The sequence below is a fragment of the Thauera sp. genome, assembly GCF_047601425.1.
GTDB lineage: Bacteria > Pseudomonadota > Gammaproteobacteria > Burkholderiales > Rhodocyclaceae > Thauera.
In genome coordinates this window covers 890,700-909,031 of sequence record NZ_JASGJL010000001.1, presented here as the reverse complement: position 1 = coordinate 909,031, position 18,332 = coordinate 890,700, and the positions used below count along the sequence as shown (strand labels likewise).

Below are 18,332 nucleotides of genomic sequence, written 5' to 3'. Positions count from 1 at the left end.
CCCTCCTGCACCATTCTATGTCATTGGCCGTCCGCCGCAGGTGGCAGGGGCAATTCGAACGAGAAGCACGCCCCTCCTTCCGAGGGCGACTCCAGCCACAAGCGGCCGCCGAAGTGCTCGACGATCTGGCGGCTGATCGGCAAGCCCAGGCCGGTGCCCTGCGGACGCGAGTGCTCATCGCCGCCTTGCCTGAATTTCTGGAAGATCACCGTTTCCAGTTCGGGCGGAATGCCCGGGCCGTTGTCGCGCACGTCGACCCGGATTCGGCTGCCATCGGCAGCCAGCTTCACCACCACTCGCCCGCCTTCCGCCGGCACGAACTTGGCCGCATTCGACAGCAGGTTGAGCATCACCTGCAGCAGGCGGTCATGGTCTGCGCGCAGGACCGGCACACTTTGCGGCAGCTCGAGAACCACCTCGGCGGCACGGTCGCGGAACAGTTGCTGCGTCGCATCGACTGCATGTGTCACCAGTTCACACATGTCGATGTCGGTGTTGTGCCACTCTGCATGGCCCGCTTCGATCTTGGCGAGATCAAGCACCTGATTCACCAGCCGGCCCAGGCGGACCGTCTCGGACACGATGATGCCGAGGAAGCGCTGGCGGTCGGCGAGATCGATGTCGGGGTCGTCGAGCATCATCTCGGACAGCGCCCGGATCGAGGTCAGCGGCGTGCGCAGCTCGTGGGTGACGGAAGACATGAAGTCGTCCTTCAGGCGGTCGAGCTCCTTCAGCTTGTCGTTGGCGGCACGCAGCTCCGCAGTCGCCGCTTCGAGTTCGCGTGATTTCTCCTCGAGTTGGCGCGAATAGGCCCGCACCTGCGAGGCCTCGTCGAGGATATCCATCACCTCGCCCAGGCCCAGCGGCTCCTCCTGCACCACGGTCAACACCATGACGCGGGCCGAGGCGCTGCCGATCGCACCGGCAAGCAGCGATTCGGCGAAGTGGACCAGATCGGGATCGGCCTTCAGCCTGTCGATGCTGTCCACGCCGCGGCTGCGGGCATAGGTACGGAATGCCTCCTCGGTGCGACGCTGCCCCAGGAAGCGGGCGACCAGCGGAATCAGGTCGGCGACCTCCGCACGGCCGCGCCAGAAACTCGCCGGCGTGCTGTCGCCACGGCGGAAGGCATTGACGAACAAGGCACCCTGCCCCGCCTCGGCCGTGGTCGGGACACGCAGCAGCGACACGAACACATAACAGCCGATGTTGGCGAACAGGCTCCAGAACAGCGCATGGCTGATGTTGTCGAGCCCGGCCAGACCAAACAGCTGCTCCGGCCGCAGCCACGCCAGGCCGAACAGCCCGTTGTCCAGAAAGGCCGGATCGAGCCAGCCGGACTTGGCGAAGGACGGCAGCAGCAAGGTATAGGCCCACACCAGGAAGCCTGCGAGCAGGCCGGCAAAGGCGCCGTCGCGCGTGCCGTTGCGCCAGTACATGCCGCCCAGCATGGCCGGCGCGAACTGGGCAACGGCGGCGAAGCTGATCAGGCCGATGCTGACCAGTGCGTAGGCTTCGCCGGCGAGACGGAAGTACAGGTATCCGAGCAGCAGCACGCCGACGATCGCGCCGCGGCGGATACCCAGCAGCAGGCGGGTCAGGTCGCGCTGCGCCGACAGGCCCAGCCGGCGGCTGCGCAGCAGGATCGGCATCACCAGGTCGTTGCACACCATCGTCAACAGCGCGATGGCCTCGACGATGACCATGCCGGTGGCCGCCGACAGGCCGCCGATGAACACGAACAGCGCCAGCCCGGCGTTGTCGTGCGCCAGCGGCAGCGTCAACACGAAGGTGTCCGGATCGACGTTGCCCTGGCCGAAGTGCAGCAGGCCGCCGAGCGCGATCGGGATCACGAAGATGTTGATCGCCAGCAGATAGGCCGGAAACAGCCAGGTTGCGCGCCTCAGGTGCTGTTCGTTGACGTTCTCCACGACCGCGATCTGGAACTGCCGCGGCAGGAAGATGCCCGCCAGCATCGCCAGCAGCACATGCGCGAACCAGCCGCCATAGCCGATCTTGCCGGTACTGTCGAAGATCAGCACGCTGGCGAGGCCGGGGTGCTCGCGCGCCCGCGCATAGAGATCGGTGAAGCCATCGTACAGCCAGTAGGTCACATAGATGCCCACGGCGAGGAATGCCAGCAACTTGATCACCGACTCGAAGGCGATCGCTGCGACCATGCCCTCATGCCGCTCGGTGGCATCGAGGTGGCGGGTGCCGAACAGCACGGTGAAGGCCGCCAGCGTCAGGGCGATGTAGAGCGTGCTGTCGAGCCACCACTCGGCGTTCGCACCGAGCGGCAGGGGGCTGCCGGCATCCTCCACCAGCAAGGCATAGGCGCTCGAGATCGCCTTGAGCTGCAGCGCCACATAAGGAAGGATGCCGACCACTGCGATGATGGTGACGAGTCCGCCCAGCATGTGGCTCTTGCCGTAGCGCGAGGCGATGAAGTCGGCGATCGACGTGATCCGGTGGGTGCGCGAGATGCGGATCATCTTCAGCACCACCAGCCAGCCCAATGCCATGCCCAGTGTGGGGCCGAGATAGGTCGGCAGGAACCAGATGCCGCCCGACGCGGCGCGGCCGACGCTGCCGAAATAGGTCCAGGCGGTACAGTAGACAGCCAGCGACAGGCCGTAAGTCCAGGCGTTGTCGATGACCGAGCGCCCCTGGTCGGCGCGGCGGTCGCCGAAATAAGCCACCGCGAAAAGCGTCAGCAGGTAGGCGAACGAAGCGCCGATGATGAGCCAGCCCGGAAGCATCGGTCTGCCCTCAGCGCGCGCCGCGTTCGACGATCCAGCCCACGGCGGCGATCAGTCCGCCCCAGACCACGAACAGATAGACGTGCAGCAGCGGCAGCCCGAACAGCGTCACGGGCCGGTCGAACAGCGACAGCAACGGAAAATTGAGCAGCAGGACGCCCGCGATGAACATCGCGACCAGCCGTTGCCCGGCAAGTCCCTTGCGCATCATGCCCCTCCCATGATGACCGCTCCGGCAAAAAACGAATGCGCCCCCCGCTCTTGCGGCAGGTTGGGCGCATCGCGCGTACGGACGGCGGCATGACGCACGCCGCTCCCTCTCCCCCGCCCGGCGTCATGGCCGGACCTTCCCTTGTTCCTGTGCCGGCCGGGCTCTTGCGGCCCGGCTCGGCCAAACCGCCTCAGCCCTTGAGCTGCTCGAGGATCTGCGGATTCTCGAGCGTCGAGGTGTCCTGGGTGACGTCCTCGCCCTTTGCCAGCTGGCGCAGCAGGCGGCGCATGATCTTGCCCGAACGCGTCTTCGGCAGGTTCTCGCCGAAACGGATGTCCTTCGGCTTGGCGATCGGCCCGATCTCGTGGCCCACCCAGCTCTGCAGCTCCTTGACCACGGCGGCGGCTTCCTCGCCGGTCGGACGCGGTCCCTTCAGCACCACGAAGGCCACGATCGCCTCGCCGGTGACGTCGTCCGGACGGCCGACCACGGCGGCTTCGGCAACCTTCTCGTGCGCAACCAGCGCCGATTCGATTTCCATCGTGCCCATGCGGTGGCCGGACACGTTCAGCACGTCGTCGATACGGCCGGTGATGGTGAAGTAGCCCGTCTCGGCGTCACGGATGGCGCCGTCGCCGGCCAGGTAGAGCTTGCCCTTGAAGTCGTCCGGGTAGTAGGACTTCTTGAAGCGCTCCGGATCGCCCCAGATGGTGCGGATCATCGATGGCCACGGACGCTTGATCACCAGGATGCCGCCCTGGCCCCATGGCACTTCGGTGCCGGTCTCATCGACCACCGCGGCCTGGATGCCCGGGAAAGGCAGCGTGCACGAACCCGGCACCATCGGCGTGGCACCCGGCATCGGCGTGATCACGTGCGCGCCGGTTTCGGTCTGCCAGAAGGTATCGACGATCGGGCAGCGGCCGCCGCCGACGTTGTCGTAGTACCACTGCCAGGCGGCCGGGTTGATCGGTTCGCCGACCGAGCCGAGCAGGCGCAGGCTGGACAGGTCGTACTTGGTCGGATGCACCGTCGGGTTGTTGTCGGCAGCCTTGATCAGCGAGCGGATCGCGGTGGGCGCGGTATAGAAGATGGTGACCTTGTGGTCCTGGATCATCTTCCAGAAACGGCCGGCATCCGGATAGGTCGGCACGCCTTCGAAGACGATCTCGGTGGCGCCGCAGGCGAGCGGACCGTAGGCGATGTAGGTGTGGCCGGTGACCCAGCCGATGTCGGCGGTGCACCAGAAAACGTCTTCCGGCTTGATGTCGAAGCTGAACTTCATCGACAGCACGGCCTGCAGCAGATAGCCGCCGGTCGAGTGCTGCACGCCCTTCGGCTTGCCGGTGGAACCCGAGGTGTAGAGGATGAACAGCGGATGCTCGGCTTCCACCCATTCCGGTTCGCAGGTCTCGGACTGGCCTTCGCAGGCATCGTGGAACCAGGTGTCACGGCCGGCGACGATGTTGCAGTCGCCGCCGGTGCGCTTGACCACGATCACGTTCTTGATCGTGTCGCAGCCGCCCAGCGTCAGCGCCTCGTCGGCGATCGGCTTCAGCGGCAGCGCCTTGCCGCCGCGGTGCTGGCCGTCGGAGGTGATCAGGGCAACAGCACCGGCATCCTCGATGCGGTCACGCAGGGCCTGGGCGGAGAAACCGCCGAAGACGATGGAGTGCGTGGCGCCGATGCGGGCACATGCCTGCATCGCGACGACGCCTTCGATCGACATCGGCATGTAGATGACGACACGGTCGCCCTTCTTGACGCCCATGCCGCGCAGGGCATTCGCGAACTTGCTGACGCGGGACAGCAGATCCTTGTAGGTGACCTTGGTGACGTCGCCGCTGTCGGCTTCGAAGATCAGCGCGACCTTGTCGCCCAGGCCCTTTTCCACGTTGCGGTCGAGGCAGTTGTAGGAGACGTTCAGCTTGCCGTCGGCAAACCACTTGAAGAACGGCGCATCGCTTTCGTCGAGCACCTGGGTGAAAGGCACCTTCCAGTCGAGCAGTTCCCTGGCGTAACGAGCCCAGAAACCTTCGTAGTCGTCTTCTGCTTCCTTGCACAGCGCACGGTATCCATCCATGCCGGACACCGCGGCGTTCTTCACCATCTCTTCGGACGGGTTGTAAATGCGGACTTGCTGCTCATTGGACATGCTCACCTCTCCTCAACTGACCATATGGTTGAAGCTGACCCCTTGCGGGTCGACGACCGGTTGGTTCCGGCCTTGAAATGGTTGCAGTAGCCACACGTCCGGCTACCGCCGAATTCGTCACATTTAAGAATATGTATCTTACAGAGGACTTACACAAGCCCCCGCGCCGTTTCGGCGATGTGGCCGGTACGCGGCGATGCTAAAATTCATCCGTTGATCGAATTCCGATCCAACTTCGGCATTCTGCCCCTATGTCATCCCGGAGACCAAGCGCCATGACGATTATTCGCGAAGAAGACCTCATTCAGTCGATTGCGGATGCGTTCCAGTACATCAGCTACTACCACCCGCTCGACTACATCAAGGCGCTTGGCGAAGCCTACGAACGCGAGGAAAGCCCGGCGGCGAAGGACGCCATCGCGCAGATCCTGACCAACTCGCGCATGTGCGCCGAAGGCCACCGCCCGATCTGCCAGGATACCGGCATCGCCGTCGTGTTCATGAAAGTGGGCATGAACGTGCAGTGGGATTCCAAGTCGAGCGTACAGGAAATGATCAACGAAGGCGTGCGCCGCGCCTACAACCACCCCGATAACAAGCTGCGCGCCTCGGTGCTGCTCGACCCCGCCGGCAAGCGCCAGAACAGCAAGGACAACACGCCGGCGGTGGTGCATTACGAGATCGTCCCCGGCGACCACGTCGAAGTCATCTGTGCGGCCAAGGGCGGCGGCTCGGAGAACAAGTCGAAGATGGTGATGCTGAATCCGTCCGACTCGATCGTCAACTGGGTGATCAAGACCGTGCCGACCATGGGCGCCGGCTGGTGTCCGCCGGGCATCCTCGGCATCGGCATCGGCGGCACGCCGGAAAAGGCGATGCTGCTGGCCAAGGAATCGCTGATGGAGCCGGTCAACATCCACGAACTGCGCGAGAAGGCCGCTTCCGGTGCCCAGCTCACGCGCGTCGAGGAGCTGCGCCTCGAACTGATGGACAAGGTCAACGCGCTCGGCATCGGCGCCCAGGGCCTGGGCGGCCTGACCACCGTGCTCGACGTCAAGATCATGGACTACCCGACCCACGCCGCCTCGCTGCCGGTGGCGATGATCCCGAACTGTGCGGCGACCCGCCACGTCCACTTCCACCTCGACGGCTCGGGCCCGGCGAAGCTGGAAACGCCGAGGCTGGAAGACTGGCCGCAGGTTACCTGGAAAGCCGACACCAACGTCGCAACCCGGGTCAATCTCGACACCCTGACCAAGGAAGAAGTCGCCTCCTGGAAGCCGGGCCAGATCCTGCTGCTCAACGGCAAGATGCTCACCGGCCGCGACGCCGCGCACAAGCGCATCGCCGACATGCTCGAAAAGGGCGAGAAGCTGCCGGTCGACTTCACCAACCGCGTCATCTACTACGTCGGCCCGGTCGACCCTGTGCGCGACGAAGTCGTCGGCCCCGCCGGCCCCACCACCGCCACCCGCATGGACAAGTTCACCCGCATGATGCTGGAGAAGACCGGCCTCATCTCGATGATCGGCAAATCCGAGCGCGGCCCGGTCGCGATCGAGGCGATCAAGGACAACAAGTCCGCCTACCTGATGGCGGTCGGCGGCTCAGCCTACCTGGTGTCGAAGGCGATCAAGGAAGCCAGCGTCGTCGGCTTCGCCGATCTCGGCATGGAAGCGATCTACGAATTCACCGTGCAGGACATGCCGGTGACGGTCGCGGTGGATGCCAACGGCACCAGCGTGCACAACACCGGTCCGAAGGAGTGGCAGGCCAGGATCGGCAAGATTCCGGTCGCGGTTGCCTGATCGCCCTGCACCGGCAGACGCAAAGCCCGGCACTCGCAAGAGGCCGGGCTTTTCATTGCGGATCTACGCCGCTGCCATCTCCCTCGGCAGCAACTCGCGCCGCTCGTCGGCGCCCTTGACTTGGCGCCGGTACTGGGTCGGCGAGCAGGCCATGATCCGCTTGAAGGCGGTGCTGAAAGCGCTTTCAGACTCGTACCCAAGTGAGAAGGCGATGGTCGACACGCTCTCGCTGCCCGCGCGCAGGCGGTCCGCCGCCATCAGCATGCGCCAGCGCGCGAGGTAGTCCATCGCCGTACTGCCCACCAGCGCCTTGAAGCGCTGCGCGAACACGGTGCGCGATACACCGGCGACCCGCGCCAGTTCTTCGAGTGTCCAGTGGCGGGCCGGCTCGGCATGGATCGCACCGATCGCAGGGCTGATCTGGCGATCGGTCAGCGCGAGGAACCAGCCCTTGGGGATTTCGCCGCACGATGCCAGGAACAGCCTCAGCACCTGCACCAGCATCAGATGCACCAGATGCGTCGATAGCAGCGCACCACCCGGCTGCGGGCTGTGCAACTCGGCGACGAGTTGATCGAGCGACCAGCGCAGGATCTCGGCCTGGCTCGATGCCTTGGGAATGTTGACGATGGCCGGCAGCGCATCGAACAACACCGCGGCATGGTTGCCGGTGAAATCGAAGCGCCCGCTGATCAGGAATACCTCGCCGCCGCCGTTATGCACGGCGATCCCGTCGCGGTATGCGGCGTCGAGAATGTGTCCGGAATCCTGCGGCGGCAGTCCGGGATCGGATGCCAATACGAAGCGGCGCCCGCAATTGAGCAGAAAGCAGTCGCCTTCTTCGAAGCGCACCGGCTGCTCCAGGTCATCCGTGTAGCCCCAGCACGTGCCCTGCATCACCGCGGTGAATTTGATGCCCTCGTGTGGAGGGAAGTCGAAAGACCAGTCTCCGGCCGCATCCAGGCCCGCATAGAACTGGCTGCGCGGCTTGAGCAGCGAGAGGACGTCGGAAAGAGGGTCCATCGGCAAGCCTGTACGATCGAAAAACAAAAATGTACTTTAGGAAATGGTACGTTCGTCAAGCACGGATTACCGTTGCATCTCTGGAGAACTGCTGAAAAGGCAACCGAAGATGAAATCCGTGAAATTCAAGAACGGCCCGATCGAGATGGCCGCAAACCTGCACCTGCCTGCCGGCTTCGATTCGCAGAAGCGCTACGCCGCCATCGTCGTCACCCATCCCGCTGGCGGCGTGAAGGAGCAGACCTCGGGCCTCTACGCCGGCAAACTCGCGGCGGGGGGCTTCGTTGCCATTGCCTTCGATGCCTCCTGCCAGGGCGAGAGCGGCGGCGAACCGCGCCAGCTCGAAGATCCCCATGCCCGTGTCGGCGACATCAGCGCCGCCATCGACTACCTCACCACCCTGCCCTATGTCGATCGTGACCGGATCGGTGCGATGGGCATCTGCGCCGGCGGTGCCTATACCGTGACCGCGGCCCTCGGCGACCGCCGCATCAAGGCCGTCGGTGCCGTCAGCGCCGCCAACTACGGCGCCATCCTGCGCAATGGCTGGGAAGGACGCGATGAGCTCGCCGGCGCGTTCGCGATGCTGGAAAGCGCTTCGAAGGCCCGCACCGAGGAAGCCAACGGCGCCGAAACGGGCTACTACCCGATCGTGCCGCAGAAACCGGAAGAAGCGCCCAACGCCGATCTGGCCGAAGCGGTCGAGTACTACCGTACGCCGCGTGCCCAATGCTCCACCTCGCCGAGCATCGCACCCACGCGCAGCCTGATGCAGCTCGTCACCTTCGACGCCTTCCACCTGGTGGACCTGTTCCTGACCCAGCCGATCCAGATCGTCGCCGGCGAGGATGCTGGCACGCGTTGGATCAGCGAGGACCTGTTCCGCCGCGCCGCCAGCAAGGACAAGCACCTGCACATTGTGCCGGGCGCCTCGCACATCGCCCTGTACGACAAGCCTGACCTGGTGACCGAGGCCATGTCCAGGCTCGGCCCCTTCTTCAAGACCAGGCTCTGAGCATGAGTGCCGCCCGGATCCCGAATCCCGGATGCCGGACACCGGGCGGCAAGCAGGATCCGCAACGAGGACTCAAGAGCCGGCACATGTCTTCCACGCGGCCCCGGCTCGCCTCCAGCGGCACGGCTAGCCCTGCTTGCGAAGCTTGAGCAGCAAGGGGATGGCGGCGAAGGAAGCCGTAATCGGATCCGTACTCCTGAAGAAGAAAAACGCACTTTGAAGCATGGTTCGTCCATGCCTCAAGCGGTATCGTAGCGTCCATGGAATGCCGGATGCGCATTCGATGCCTTGCCCCCTTTGGAATCCGCACACCGTCTCACAAGGAGAATTTCATGAGCCAAACGCAATCCGTCACGTTCAAGAACCGTAGCTGGGACGTCGCCGCCACGCTGCGCCTGCCCGAAGGTTTCGATGCCGGCAAGAAATACGCTGCCATCGTCTGCGCCCACCCGATCAGCAGCTGCAAGGAACAGACCTCCGGCGCCATCTACGGCGAGGGGCTGACCCGGGCCGGCTTCATCACGCTCGCCTTCGATGCCTCCACCCAGGGCGCCAGCGGCGGCGAGCCGCGCTTCCTCGAAGACCCGGCCACGCGCGTCGAGGATTTCCGCAGCGCGGTCGACTACCTGGTCACGCTGCCCTACGTAGATGAAGAAAAGATCGGCGTGCTGGGCGTGTGCGGCGGCGGCGGCTACGCCGTCAGCGCGGCGATGACCGATCGCCGCTTCAAGGCCGTCGGCACCGTCGTCGCCGCCAACTATGGCCGCCTGATGCGCGAGGGCGACATGACTCCCGACGCCGCGATCAAGACCCTGGACGCCATCGCCAGGCAGCGCACCGCCGAGGCGCGCGGCGCCGAACCGCTGATCGTGGGCTATATCCCCGACTCCGAAGCAGAACGTGCGCAAGCCGGTCTGGACAACATCGACATCGTCGAGGCCGTCGATTACTACACCACCCCGCGCGGCCAGCAGCCCGGCTCGCCCAACAAGCTGCGCCTGACCAGCACCGGCGCGGCCGTGGGCTGGGACGCCTTCCACTTTGCCGAAGTGCTGCTGACCCAGCCGCTGCACATCGTCATCGGCAGCATTCCGGGCGGCTTCGGCTCCTATCGCGACGGCCTCGAACTCTACGGCCGCGCGCGCTCGAGCCAGAAGAGCATCCAGATCGTCGAAGGCGTGAGCCACTACGACCTGTACGACAAGCCCGAGCCCACCGGCAAGGCGCTGGAGCAACTCGTGCCCTTCTACAAGAAGCACCTCGGCTCCTGAAGACGCCCATTCTGCGCGGCGCCCCTCCCAGCGCCGCGCAAGTCCCCAAGAACCCGCTTTCCCTCCGCCCCCAACCCCATGCCCTTCGTTTTCCGCTGTGCGGGCATCGCCGCCCTCATTGCACTCATCGCCTGGAGCGCCTACGTCATGATGCAGCCCAAGATCGGCGACTACGCATCCTCGCCCCAATCGCGTGATGGACGTTTCCACAACCCACGCCCGCCCGGCCCCGGCGACATGCCTGAATCCACGCTGCGCGTATGGTGGAATTTCCTCTTCAACAAGCCCGCCGGCACGGTGCCCTCGTCGCCGGTCCCCATCCACCGCCTGAGCCGCGCCGAACTCGACGCCGCGCCCGACCGCAGCCTGTACCGCCTCGGCCACTCCACGGTGCTGATGAAGCTGCGCGGCCAGTGGTGGCTGACCGACCCGGTGTTCTCCGAACGCGCCGCCCCGGTGCAGTTCTTCGGCCCCAGGCGCTTCCACGCGCCGCCGATCTCGATCGACGAACTGCCGCCGATCCGCGCCGTGATCCTGTCGCACGACCACTACGACCACCTCGACCGCGCCGCCATCAAGGCGCTGGGCGAAAAAGCGGCACTGTTCCTGATGCCGCTCGGCGTCGGCGACCGGCTGGCGGACTGGGGCATCGCGCCGGACAAGATCCGGCAGTTCGACTGGTGGCAAAGCACCGAAGTGGACGGCCTGCGCCTGACGGTCACGCCCGCACAGCACTTCTCCGGGCGCAGCTTCAGCGACGGCAACCGCACGCTGTGGGCCTCGTGGGTCATCCAGGACGACGATTACCGCCTGTTCTTCAGTGGCGACAGCGGCTACTTCAAGGGCTTCGCCGAGATCGGCGAACGCTTCGGCCCCTTCGACCTGACGCTGATGGAAACCGGCGCCTACAACGAGCAATGGCCCTATGTGCACATGCTGCCGTCGGAGACCGTCCAGGCCCACCAGGACTTGCGCGGCCGCTGGCTGCTGCCCATCCACAACGGCACCTTCGACCTCGGCATGCACGTCTGGGAAGACCCCTTCGACCAGATCCTGCACTTCGCCGCCGAGCGCGGCGTGCAGGTCGCCACGCCGATGATGGGCGAACGCATCGACATGAACGCCCCCCACGCGGGTCGCCTCTGGTGGCGGGAGGAAGCGGTGACAAGCAGTTCGGCGTTTCCCGCTGCCATCGCGGGGCAGGCCAGGCCCTGAGCGCTCGCCGCTGCGCCACACTGTCCGGGCAGGCGCCACTGCACGGCGCGCCCCCTTCTCCCCACGGGTATGGGACCCCATCACTGCGCGCTCAGCTCGACACTCCATCTCCGACGCATTCCGGCGGATATGGCATCGAGCACCGGGAAAGAGGGAGGTCTTGCCCCACCTCAGCCGGTGCCCCCGAGGCCGTTGAAAAACGCCGTTTCAGGGTTTCCCGACGGGCCTTGCCTCTTCAATAGTCGGGCCATCGTCCTGCTCCGGCCGGCCGTCCCGCGGGCCGACCATGCACTCCCCCAGCCGTCTTTTCACGCCCAGTTCATCGGCAATCGCCTCTTGCAGCGCCTTCAGGATGTCCTGGCGTTCGGGGGAAGAATTGCCTTTCCCTGATGCCTTCATCGCCCTGCCTCCTTCGCTGACCATCGCCGAACGAGGCCGGCTTGCCGCCCCCCGTACCAGCCGACAAGCCCAGCCCAGCAACTCCGTACGATTACAAAAAAAGACCGCACCCTCAAGCATGGTTAGTACGGCCTCTCATGCGTACCTTCATACCTGCAGCCTGCCTCACGAATTCAGACGGTAAGCAGCCGCAGTCAGGGTACGAATACATTGAAACGGAGAGCCATCATGAATCGTTTGCAGAACAAAGTCGCCATCATCACCGGCGCCGGCAGCGGCACCGGCATGGGCGCGGTGATCGCCCGCGTGTTCGCTGAAGAGGGCGCCACCGTCGTGGTCACGGCCAATGCCAACCGCCAGGACAACATGGACAAGCTGGTCAAGGAAATCACCGGCAAGGGCCAGCGGGCTTCGTCGGCCGTGCTCGACGTGACCAAGCAGGATCAATGGGCGGCCGTCGTGGCCGGCACCGTGGAACGCCATGGCCGAATCGACATCCTGGTCAACAACGCCGGCACCCCGGGGCCGCGCGACGGCAGCTGGGACAAGGCCACCGCCGAGGACTTCCATCACGTCATGGACGTGAACCTGAACAGCCAGTTCTACGGCATCAAGGCGGTCGCGCCGCACATGGCGCGCCAGGGCAGCGGCGCCATCGTCAATATCTCCTCGGCGGCCGGGATCATCGTCTTCCCGGACGTGCCGCCGGGCTACAGCGCCTCCAAGGGCGCCAGCCGGCATCTGACCAAGGCGGCCGCGGTGGATTTCGCCCGCCGAGGCATTCGCGTCAACGGCATCTACCCCGGCCTGATCGAGACGCCGATGGCCACCCACTTCACCGAGGATCCGCAGATGCTGGAAAGCCTGCTCAAGGGCATTCCCATCGGCCGTGTCGGCACCTCGGAGGAAATCGCCAAGGCCGCGCTGTTCCTGGCCAGCGATGACGCGTCCTACATCATCGGCGCCGAACTGGTGGTCGATGGCGGCCTGACCATCATCTGAGCAAGGCTGAGCGGAGCTGTCCTCAAGCCGGCTTCGTACGATTGCAATAGCAATCCGCACGATCAGGAATTGTTCGTACGAACACCACGGCTTATCCTCAAGTCATCGATTGCGATGCGGGCTTCACGAAGGCCGCCATGGATTCAAGCCCCGGCACTTTCGGGCATGCACATACAGGAGAAATCACCATGAGCACTACCCCCAAGGTCTGGTTGATCACCGGAGCCTCGTCGGGCTTCGGCAAGGCGCTGGCCGAGGCCGTCATCGCCAGCGGCGATTACGTGGCGGTCGGCGCCCGCCGCCTCGACCGTCTGCAAACCCTGGCCCAAGGCTATGAAGACCGCGTGCTGCCGCTGGCGGTGGACATGACCGATGCGGCCGCGCGCAACAAGGCCGTAGCCGACACACTGGCGCGCTTCGGCCGTATCGACGTGCTGGCCAACGTCGCCGGCAGCGGCTCGATGGGCGCGGCCGAGGAGTTCTCCGAAGCCGAGCTGCGCGCGCAGTTCGAGCTGAACTTCTTCGCCACCGCCGAGATGACCCGCGCCGTGCTGCCGCAGATGCGCAAGCAGGGCTCGGGCCGCATTCTCACCGTCAGCAGCGTCGGCGGTCTGGCGGCCATTCCCGGCTGCGGGCCGTACAGCGCCAGCAAGTTCGCGATCGAATGCTGGACCGAAGCCCTGGCGGCGGAAGTGGCGCCGCTGGGCATCCGCGTCACCCTCATCGAGCCGGGCTCGTTCCGCACCGGCTTCGCGGGCGACGTCAACGTGCGCCCCGCCCAGCGCCTCGAAGCCTACCGTCACGTCACCGGCCCGATGGAGAACTATCTGGAAACCTCCGCCGGCAAGGAAATCGGCGACCCAGCCAAGGCGGCGGAAGTCATCATCGCCGCCGCGCAAAGCGATGCCCCGCCCATGCGCCTGATGCTGGGCCCCGATGCCTACGGACTGTGGGACCAGACCATCGCCAAGCGCATCGAGGACATCGACAGCTGGCGCGAGCGCGGCCTGAACACCTCGTTCGACGGCATTGAGATCAAGCCCATCGGCGGCTGAAACCCCTGACCTCTCAAGGAATGAACATCATGAGCAAGCCCTCCCGAAAAGTCTGGCTGATCACCGGCGCATCGTCCGGCTTCGGCAAATCCCTGGCCGAGGCCGTCATCGCCAACGGCGACATCGCCGTCATCACCGCCCGCCGCCTGGACCGCCTGCAGGCCATCGCCCAGGGCAATGAAGACCGCGTGCTGCCGCTGGCGGTGGACGTCACCGACGCCGCCGCCCGCGACAAGGCCGTGGCCGACACCCTGGCGCGCTTCGGCCGCATCGACGTGCTGGCCAACGTCGCCGGCCGCGGCGTGGTCGGCGCCTGCGAGGAATTCAGCCTGGCGCAGCTGCGCGAGCAGATGGAGCTGAACTTCTTCGCCGCCGCCGAGATGAGCCGCGCCGTGCTGCCGCAGATGCGCAAACAGGGCTCGGGCAACATCCTCACCGTCAGCAGCATCGCCGGCCTGGTGGCAATGAATGCCGCCGGCCCCTACTGCGCGGCCAAGTTCGCCATCGAGGGCTGGACCGAGTCGCTGGCGATCGAAGCCAAGCCGCTGGGCATCCATGTCACGCTGGTCGAGCCCGGCGCGTTCCGCACCGAATTCGCCGGCGGCGTGAACATGCGCCCGGTGCACAGCATCGCGGCCTACCGCCCCATGGTCGAGCCGTTCGAGACCTACCTCGAAGGCTCCGCCGGCAAGCAGGCGGGCGACCCGGCCAAGGCCGCCCGGCGCATGCTCGAAGTGGTCGCCAGCGATGCACCGCCCGTGCGCTTGATGCTGGGCCGCGATGCGCACTCGATCTGGGATGCCACCATCGCCAAGCGCCTCGAAGACATCAACAGCTGGCGCGCACGCGGCGAAGACACCGCCTTCGACGATGCCGGGTTCGAGGAAATCAAGCTGTAAGTTGCACTGCAAAGGAGAACGGGCCATGGACAGGCCAAAGATCATCTGCCACATGGAAACCTCGCTGAACGCGAAGATCCGCGGCCCCTACATGAGTTCGCCGGCACGCTACGACCTGGTGAAGAACTACGAGGACACGCACATGAGCTTCGGCTGCCAGGCCTGGCTGGCCGGGCGCGTGACCATGGAGTTCTTCGCCGGCGAGGAGCCCCCGGTCTTCGACCCGGCTGCGCCGACCTGCCCGCGCGAGGACTGGGTGGCGCCCACCGAACTGAAGGACTTCATCGTGGTCGTCGACCCGTCCGGCAAGCTGGCCTGGAAACAGAATTCGATCACCCTCGGCGAATACGGCCCGCTGGGCAAGTACCGCTATCGGCCCACAGGCCACATCATCGAACTGCTCAGCGAGCGCGCTTCGGACCAGTACGTGTCGTACCTGCGCCAGCAGGGCATTTCCTACATCTTCGCCGGCACGGATCAGCTCGACCTCGAACTGGCGATGCGCAAGCTCAAGTCGCTCTTCGGCGTGGAAACCATGGTTCTCGGCGGCGGCGCCATCGTCAACGGCGGATTTTTCAACGCCGGCCTGGTCGATGAGCTGAGCCTGGTCATCGCCCCGGTGCTGGACGATGCCATCGGCACGCCGACCTTCTCCGAGCGCGGCGAACACATGCCGCCGCAGCCGCCGGTGGGTTTCTCGCTGATCGAGGTGAAGACACTGCCCGGCGACAACGTGTGGCTGCGCTACGCCAGGCGCAGCCATGACGATTTTTACCAGCAAGAGGAGCAATGAACGATGTATAGCCACGTCACCCTGGGGAGCAATGATCTCACCCGCGCCAAGCGCTTCTACGACGCCGTCCTCGGCGTCATCGGCGCCGCACCCGGCGCGGAAATCGTATTCAACTCGCCACGCATCATGTACCGGCACAAGGGCGTCATCTTTGCCGTCGCCCAGCCCCTGAACGGCCAGCCGGCCACAGCCGCCAACGGCGGCACCATCGGTTTTCTGATCGACAGCCCCGAGCAGGTGGAAGCCTTCCACGCCGCGGCCCTGGCCAATGGCGGCACCACCTGCGAAGACCCGCCGGGCGAGCGCAAGACACCGGCCGGTTCGCTCTACCTGGCCTATGTGCGCGACCCGGACGGCAATAAACTCTGCGCCTTCCATAGCCTGGCCTGATCCATCCGAAGCGCGGGGAGGAGATTCATGAACTGGCTCTACCTGATCGTCGCCATCGTGGCCGAAGTATTCGCCACCTCTTTCCTGAAGACGAGCGAGGGTTTCACCCGGCTATTGCCTTCGGTGGCCGTGGTCATCGGTTATGGCGTGTCCTTCTTCTTCCTGTCGCTGACGCTGCGCACCATTCCCATCGGCATCGCCTATGCCATCTGGTCGGGGCTCGGCATCGTCCTGATCACCGCGATCGGCTGGCTCGTGTTCGGCCAGAAACTCGATTTGGCAGGCATCGCCGGCATCGGGCTGATCGCTGCAGGCGTGATCGTCCTCAACGTGTTTTCCAAGGCCTCGGGGCACTGAGCGGCCATCGCACCTCATTCCCCTGCACGCATCGCTCCAGCAATACGGGCCGGCGAGCGGCGATACCTCCCGAATCTGCACAGACCCGTACGATCTCAACAAAAAACCGTACTCTTCAGCATGGATGGTTCGCCCCATCAGGCATATCGTTCAAGGCATGGATGGGTATCAAGGCAAGAAACCCATTGTGAACACTGAACGAGGACACCACCATGCAAGATATCCAAACACCCCTGAACTCCGGCTTCGGCTTTCACAGCACTGCCACCGAGGTGCTGGCCGGCATCGATCTCTCCGGCAAGCTCGCAATCATCAGCGGAGGCCATTCCGGCCTGGGCCTGGAAACCACCAAGGCCCTGACCGGTGCCGGCGCCCGGGTGCTGGTGCTGGCGCGCAATCCCGAAGCGGCGCGCAAGGCGCTCGAAGGTGTACAGAACGTGGAAGTCGATCAGCTCGACCTGGCCGACCAGACCAGCGTGCGCGCCTGCGCCGAGCGCTTTGTCGCCAGCGGCCGCAAGGCCGACATCGTGGTCTGCAACGCCGCCGTCATGGCCAACCCCGAAACCCGCGTCGGCAACGGCTGGGAATCGCAGTTCGGCACCAACCACCTGGGCCATTACGCGCTGGTCAACCTGCTGTGGCCCGCCATCGCGCCCGGCGCGCGCATTGTGTCGCTGTCGTCCATGGGCCACCACTACTGCGCCATGCGCTGGGACGACGTGCAGTTCAACACCGGCTATGACAAGTGGCTGGCCTACGGCCAGTCCAAGACCGCGATCGCGTTGTTCGCCAAGCACCTGGACACCCTGGGCCAGGCCAAGGGCGTGTGCTCGTTCTCGGTGCACCCCGGCAAGATCTACACCCCGCTGCAGCGCCACATGGACATGGGCGAGATGAACGCGCTGGGCTGGCTCAACGACAAGGGCGAAGTCATCGACCCCACCTTCAAGATCCCGCCCCAGGGCGCCGCCACCACGGTGTGGGCCGCCACCTCGCCGCTGCTCGATGGCAAGGGCGGCCTGTATTGCGAGGACTGCGACGTGGCCGCGCGCGACGACAGCCCGCAGCCCACCGAAACCGGCGTACGCAGCTACGCCATCGACCCCGCACAGGCCGAGCGCCTGTGGAATCTGTCGGCCCAACTGACCGGCATCAACGCTTTCGCCTGACCCCAAGGATTCACACCATGAAGCAACTACTGACTGGAAAGACCGCCATCATCACCGGCGGCAGCAAAGGCATTGGCCGCGCCACGGCCGAACTGTTCATCGCAGAGGGCGCCAACGTGGTCATCACCGCGCGCCGCCAAAAGGAGCTGGACGAGGCCGTGCAGGCGCTGACCGCCCAAGGTGGCAAGGCCACCGGCGTGGTGGCCGATTCCTCCGATCGTGCCGCGCCGAAACACGTGTTCGAGCAAGCCATCGCCACCTTCGGCCAGGTCGACATCCTGGTCAACAACGCGGGCATCGCCGACCTGTGCTCCATCGAGGAAACCACCGACGACGTGCTGGAGCAGGTGGTGAACGTGAACTACCTCGGCGTGTTCCGCTTCTGCCGCGAGGCTGTGCAGCACTTCATGCCGCGCAACGAAGGCGTGATCGTCAACGTGTCGTCGGTCAATGGCGAACTGCCCGTGTGCGGCCCGGCCTATACCTCCACCAAGGGCGCCGTGAACAACCTGACCCGCAACATTGCCATCCGATTCGCGGGCACGAAGATCCGCTGCAACGCGGTGGCGCCGGGCGCGACCGATACCGATCTGGCGCGCGGCTACTTCGATGGCAACATGCTGGGCGGCTGCTCGGGCATGGCCAAGTACGGTGGGCTCTACAGCAATCTGGACTTGCCCGCGACCCTGCCGGAAGACCAGGCCAACGCCATTCTTTATCTGGCCAGCGACATGTCGCGCGCGGTGACGGGCCGTGTGCTGACGGTGGACAACGGCATCAACTTCTGATTTTTTTCAAGGAGCATCCC

Annotated in this window: 17 protein-coding genes; 12 read left to right on the top strand and 5 right to left on the bottom strand. The window is 65.3% G+C overall.

What is annotated here, in order from left to right; genetic code table 11:
• Positions 1-20 precede the first annotated feature (20 nt).
• From QM748_RS04455 to acs, 3 genes are all read right to left on the bottom strand, one after another.
• A complete protein-coding gene (locus QM748_RS04455) occupies positions 21-2,762 on the bottom strand; it encodes an ATP-binding protein (protein ID WP_415245845.1) in 2,742 nt (913 codons plus the stop codon).
• A 10-nt stretch (positions 2,763-2,772) separates the two neighbouring features.
• Entirely contained in the window at positions 2,773-2,970 is a 198-nt protein-coding gene (locus QM748_RS04450) for a hypothetical protein (protein WP_415245844.1), read from the bottom strand.
• Positions 2,971-3,163: 193 nt separating this feature from the next.
• Positions 3,164-5,128, bottom strand: a complete 1,965-nt coding sequence (gene acs / locus QM748_RS04445) for an acetate--CoA ligase (RefSeq protein ID WP_415245843.1) — start codon at positions 5,126-5,128, stop codon at positions 3,164-3,166.
• A 275-nt stretch (positions 5,129-5,403) separates the two neighbouring features.
• On the opposite strand from acs, the gene QM748_RS04440 reads away from it, so the two are divergent.
• Entirely contained in the window at positions 5,404-6,936 is a 1,533-nt protein-coding gene (locus tag QM748_RS04440; protein WP_415245842.1) for a fumarate hydratase, read from the top strand.
• Positions 6,937-6,999: 63 nt separating this feature from the next.
• Here QM748_RS04440 and QM748_RS04435 read toward each other — a convergent pair whose 3' ends face one another.
• The gene (locus QM748_RS04435) at positions 7,000-7,959 is read right to left on the bottom strand and encodes an AraC family transcriptional regulator (RefSeq protein WP_415245841.1); all 960 of its coding nucleotides are present in this window, start codon (positions 7,957-7,959) and stop codon (positions 7,000-7,002) included.
• 109 nt (positions 7,960-8,068) lie between these two features.
• Between QM748_RS04435 and QM748_RS04430 the strand changes: the two genes are divergently transcribed.
• The 3 genes from QM748_RS04430 to QM748_RS04420 all read left to right on the top strand — a co-directional run bounded on the left by QM748_RS04430 (position 8,069) and on the right by QM748_RS04420 (position 11,460).
• Positions 8,069-8,974, top strand: coding sequence for an alpha/beta hydrolase (locus QM748_RS04430; protein ID WP_415245840.1), 906 nt, complete (start codon positions 8,069-8,071; stop codon positions 8,972-8,974).
• 332 nt (positions 8,975-9,306) lie between these two features.
• Positions 9,307-10,245: an alpha/beta hydrolase gene (locus QM748_RS04425; RefSeq protein WP_415245839.1), complete on the top strand. Its 939-nt coding sequence runs from the start codon at positions 9,307-9,309 to the stop codon at positions 10,243-10,245.
• A 78-nt stretch (positions 10,246-10,323) separates the two neighbouring features.
• The gene (locus QM748_RS04420; protein WP_415245838.1) at positions 10,324-11,460 is read left to right on the top strand and encodes an MBL fold metallo-hydrolase; all 1,137 of its coding nucleotides are present in this window, start codon (positions 10,324-10,326) and stop codon (positions 11,458-11,460) included.
• 207 nt (positions 11,461-11,667) lie between these two features.
• Here QM748_RS04420 and QM748_RS04415 read toward each other — a convergent pair whose 3' ends face one another.
• Complete coding sequence (locus QM748_RS04415) at positions 11,668-11,859, bottom strand: hypothetical protein (protein ID WP_415245837.1); 192 nt, start codon at positions 11,857-11,859, stop codon at positions 11,668-11,670.
• 228 nt (positions 11,860-12,087) lie between these two features.
• On the opposite strand from QM748_RS04415, the gene QM748_RS04410 reads away from it, so the two are divergent.
• The 8 genes from QM748_RS04410 to QM748_RS04375 all read left to right on the top strand — a co-directional run bounded on the left by QM748_RS04410 (position 12,088) and on the right by QM748_RS04375 (position 18,312).
• Entirely contained in the window at positions 12,088-12,861 is a 774-nt protein-coding gene (locus QM748_RS04410) for an SDR family NAD(P)-dependent oxidoreductase (protein WP_415245836.1), read from the top strand.
• Between the two features lie 188 nt (positions 12,862-13,049).
• A complete protein-coding gene (locus tag QM748_RS04405) occupies positions 13,050-13,916 on the top strand; it encodes an oxidoreductase (protein WP_415245835.1) in 867 nt (288 codons plus the stop codon).
• A 29-nt stretch (positions 13,917-13,945) separates the two neighbouring features.
• A complete protein-coding gene (locus tag QM748_RS04400; RefSeq protein WP_415245834.1) occupies positions 13,946-14,815 on the top strand; it encodes an oxidoreductase in 870 nt (289 codons plus the stop codon).
• Between the two features lie 25 nt (positions 14,816-14,840).
• On the top strand, positions 14,841-15,608 hold the full coding sequence (locus QM748_RS04395; RefSeq protein WP_415245833.1) for a RibD family protein: 768 nt from the start codon (positions 14,841-14,843) through the stop codon (positions 15,606-15,608).
• A 3-nt stretch (positions 15,609-15,611) separates the two neighbouring features.
• Positions 15,612-15,998 (top strand): VOC family protein, encoded by a 387-nt coding sequence (locus QM748_RS04390; RefSeq protein ID WP_415245832.1) that lies wholly within the window; start codon positions 15,612-15,614, stop codon positions 15,996-15,998.
• A 27-nt stretch (positions 15,999-16,025) separates the two neighbouring features.
• On the top strand, positions 16,026-16,355 hold the full coding sequence (locus tag QM748_RS04385) for a DMT family transporter (RefSeq protein ID WP_415245831.1): 330 nt from the start codon (positions 16,026-16,028) through the stop codon (positions 16,353-16,355).
• Between the two features lie 212 nt (positions 16,356-16,567).
• Positions 16,568-17,524: an SDR family NAD(P)-dependent oxidoreductase gene (locus QM748_RS04380; RefSeq protein WP_415245830.1), complete on the top strand. Its 957-nt coding sequence runs from the start codon at positions 16,568-16,570 to the stop codon at positions 17,522-17,524.
• Positions 17,525-17,541: 17 nt separating this feature from the next.
• On the top strand, positions 17,542-18,312 hold the full coding sequence (locus QM748_RS04375) for an SDR family NAD(P)-dependent oxidoreductase (RefSeq protein ID WP_415245829.1): 771 nt from the start codon (positions 17,542-17,544) through the stop codon (positions 18,310-18,312).
• Positions 18,313-18,332: the final 20 nt, after the last annotated feature.

What these genes read in the sequence shown, in the direction of transcription:
- QM748_RS04455 (WP_415245845.1), bottom strand. Translation starts at nt 2,762, where the DNA reads ATGCTTCCGGGCTGGCTCATCATCGGCGCTTCGTTCGCCTACCTGCTG.
- QM748_RS04450 (WP_415245844.1), bottom strand. Translation starts at nt 2,970, where the DNA reads ATGCGCAAGGGACTTGCCGGGCAACGGCTGGTCGCGATGTTCATCGCG.
- acs (WP_415245843.1), bottom strand. Translation starts at nt 5,128, where the DNA reads ATGTCCAATGAGCAGCAAGTCCGCATTTACAACCCGTCCGAAGAGATG.
- QM748_RS04440 (WP_415245842.1), top strand. Translation starts at nt 5,404, where the DNA reads ATGACGATTATTCGCGAAGAAGACCTCATTCAGTCGATTGCGGATGCG.
- QM748_RS04435 (WP_415245841.1), bottom strand. Translation starts at nt 7,959, where the DNA reads ATGGACCCTCTTTCCGACGTCCTCTCGCTGCTCAAGCCGCGCAGCCAG.
- QM748_RS04430 (WP_415245840.1), top strand. Translation starts at nt 8,069, where the DNA reads ATGAAATCCGTGAAATTCAAGAACGGCCCGATCGAGATGGCCGCAAAC.
- QM748_RS04425 (WP_415245839.1), top strand. Translation starts at nt 9,307, where the DNA reads ATGAGCCAAACGCAATCCGTCACGTTCAAGAACCGTAGCTGGGACGTC.
- QM748_RS04420 (WP_415245838.1), top strand. Translation starts at nt 10,324, where the DNA reads ATGCCCTTCGTTTTCCGCTGTGCGGGCATCGCCGCCCTCATTGCACTC.
- QM748_RS04415 (WP_415245837.1), bottom strand. Translation starts at nt 11,859, where the DNA reads ATGAAGGCATCAGGGAAAGGCAATTCTTCCCCCGAACGCCAGGACATC.
- QM748_RS04410 (WP_415245836.1), top strand. Translation starts at nt 12,088, where the DNA reads ATGAATCGTTTGCAGAACAAAGTCGCCATCATCACCGGCGCCGGCAGC.
- QM748_RS04405 (WP_415245835.1), top strand. Translation starts at nt 13,050, where the DNA reads ATGAGCACTACCCCCAAGGTCTGGTTGATCACCGGAGCCTCGTCGGGC.
- QM748_RS04400 (WP_415245834.1), top strand. Translation starts at nt 13,946, where the DNA reads ATGAGCAAGCCCTCCCGAAAAGTCTGGCTGATCACCGGCGCATCGTCC.
- QM748_RS04395 (WP_415245833.1), top strand. Translation starts at nt 14,841, where the DNA reads ATGGACAGGCCAAAGATCATCTGCCACATGGAAACCTCGCTGAACGCG.
- QM748_RS04390 (WP_415245832.1), top strand. Translation starts at nt 15,612, where the DNA reads ATGTATAGCCACGTCACCCTGGGGAGCAATGATCTCACCCGCGCCAAG.
- QM748_RS04385 (WP_415245831.1), top strand. Translation starts at nt 16,026, where the DNA reads ATGAACTGGCTCTACCTGATCGTCGCCATCGTGGCCGAAGTATTCGCC.
- QM748_RS04380 (WP_415245830.1), top strand. Translation starts at nt 16,568, where the DNA reads ATGCAAGATATCCAAACACCCCTGAACTCCGGCTTCGGCTTTCACAGC.
- QM748_RS04375 (WP_415245829.1), top strand. Translation starts at nt 17,542, where the DNA reads ATGAAGCAACTACTGACTGGAAAGACCGCCATCATCACCGGCGGCAGC.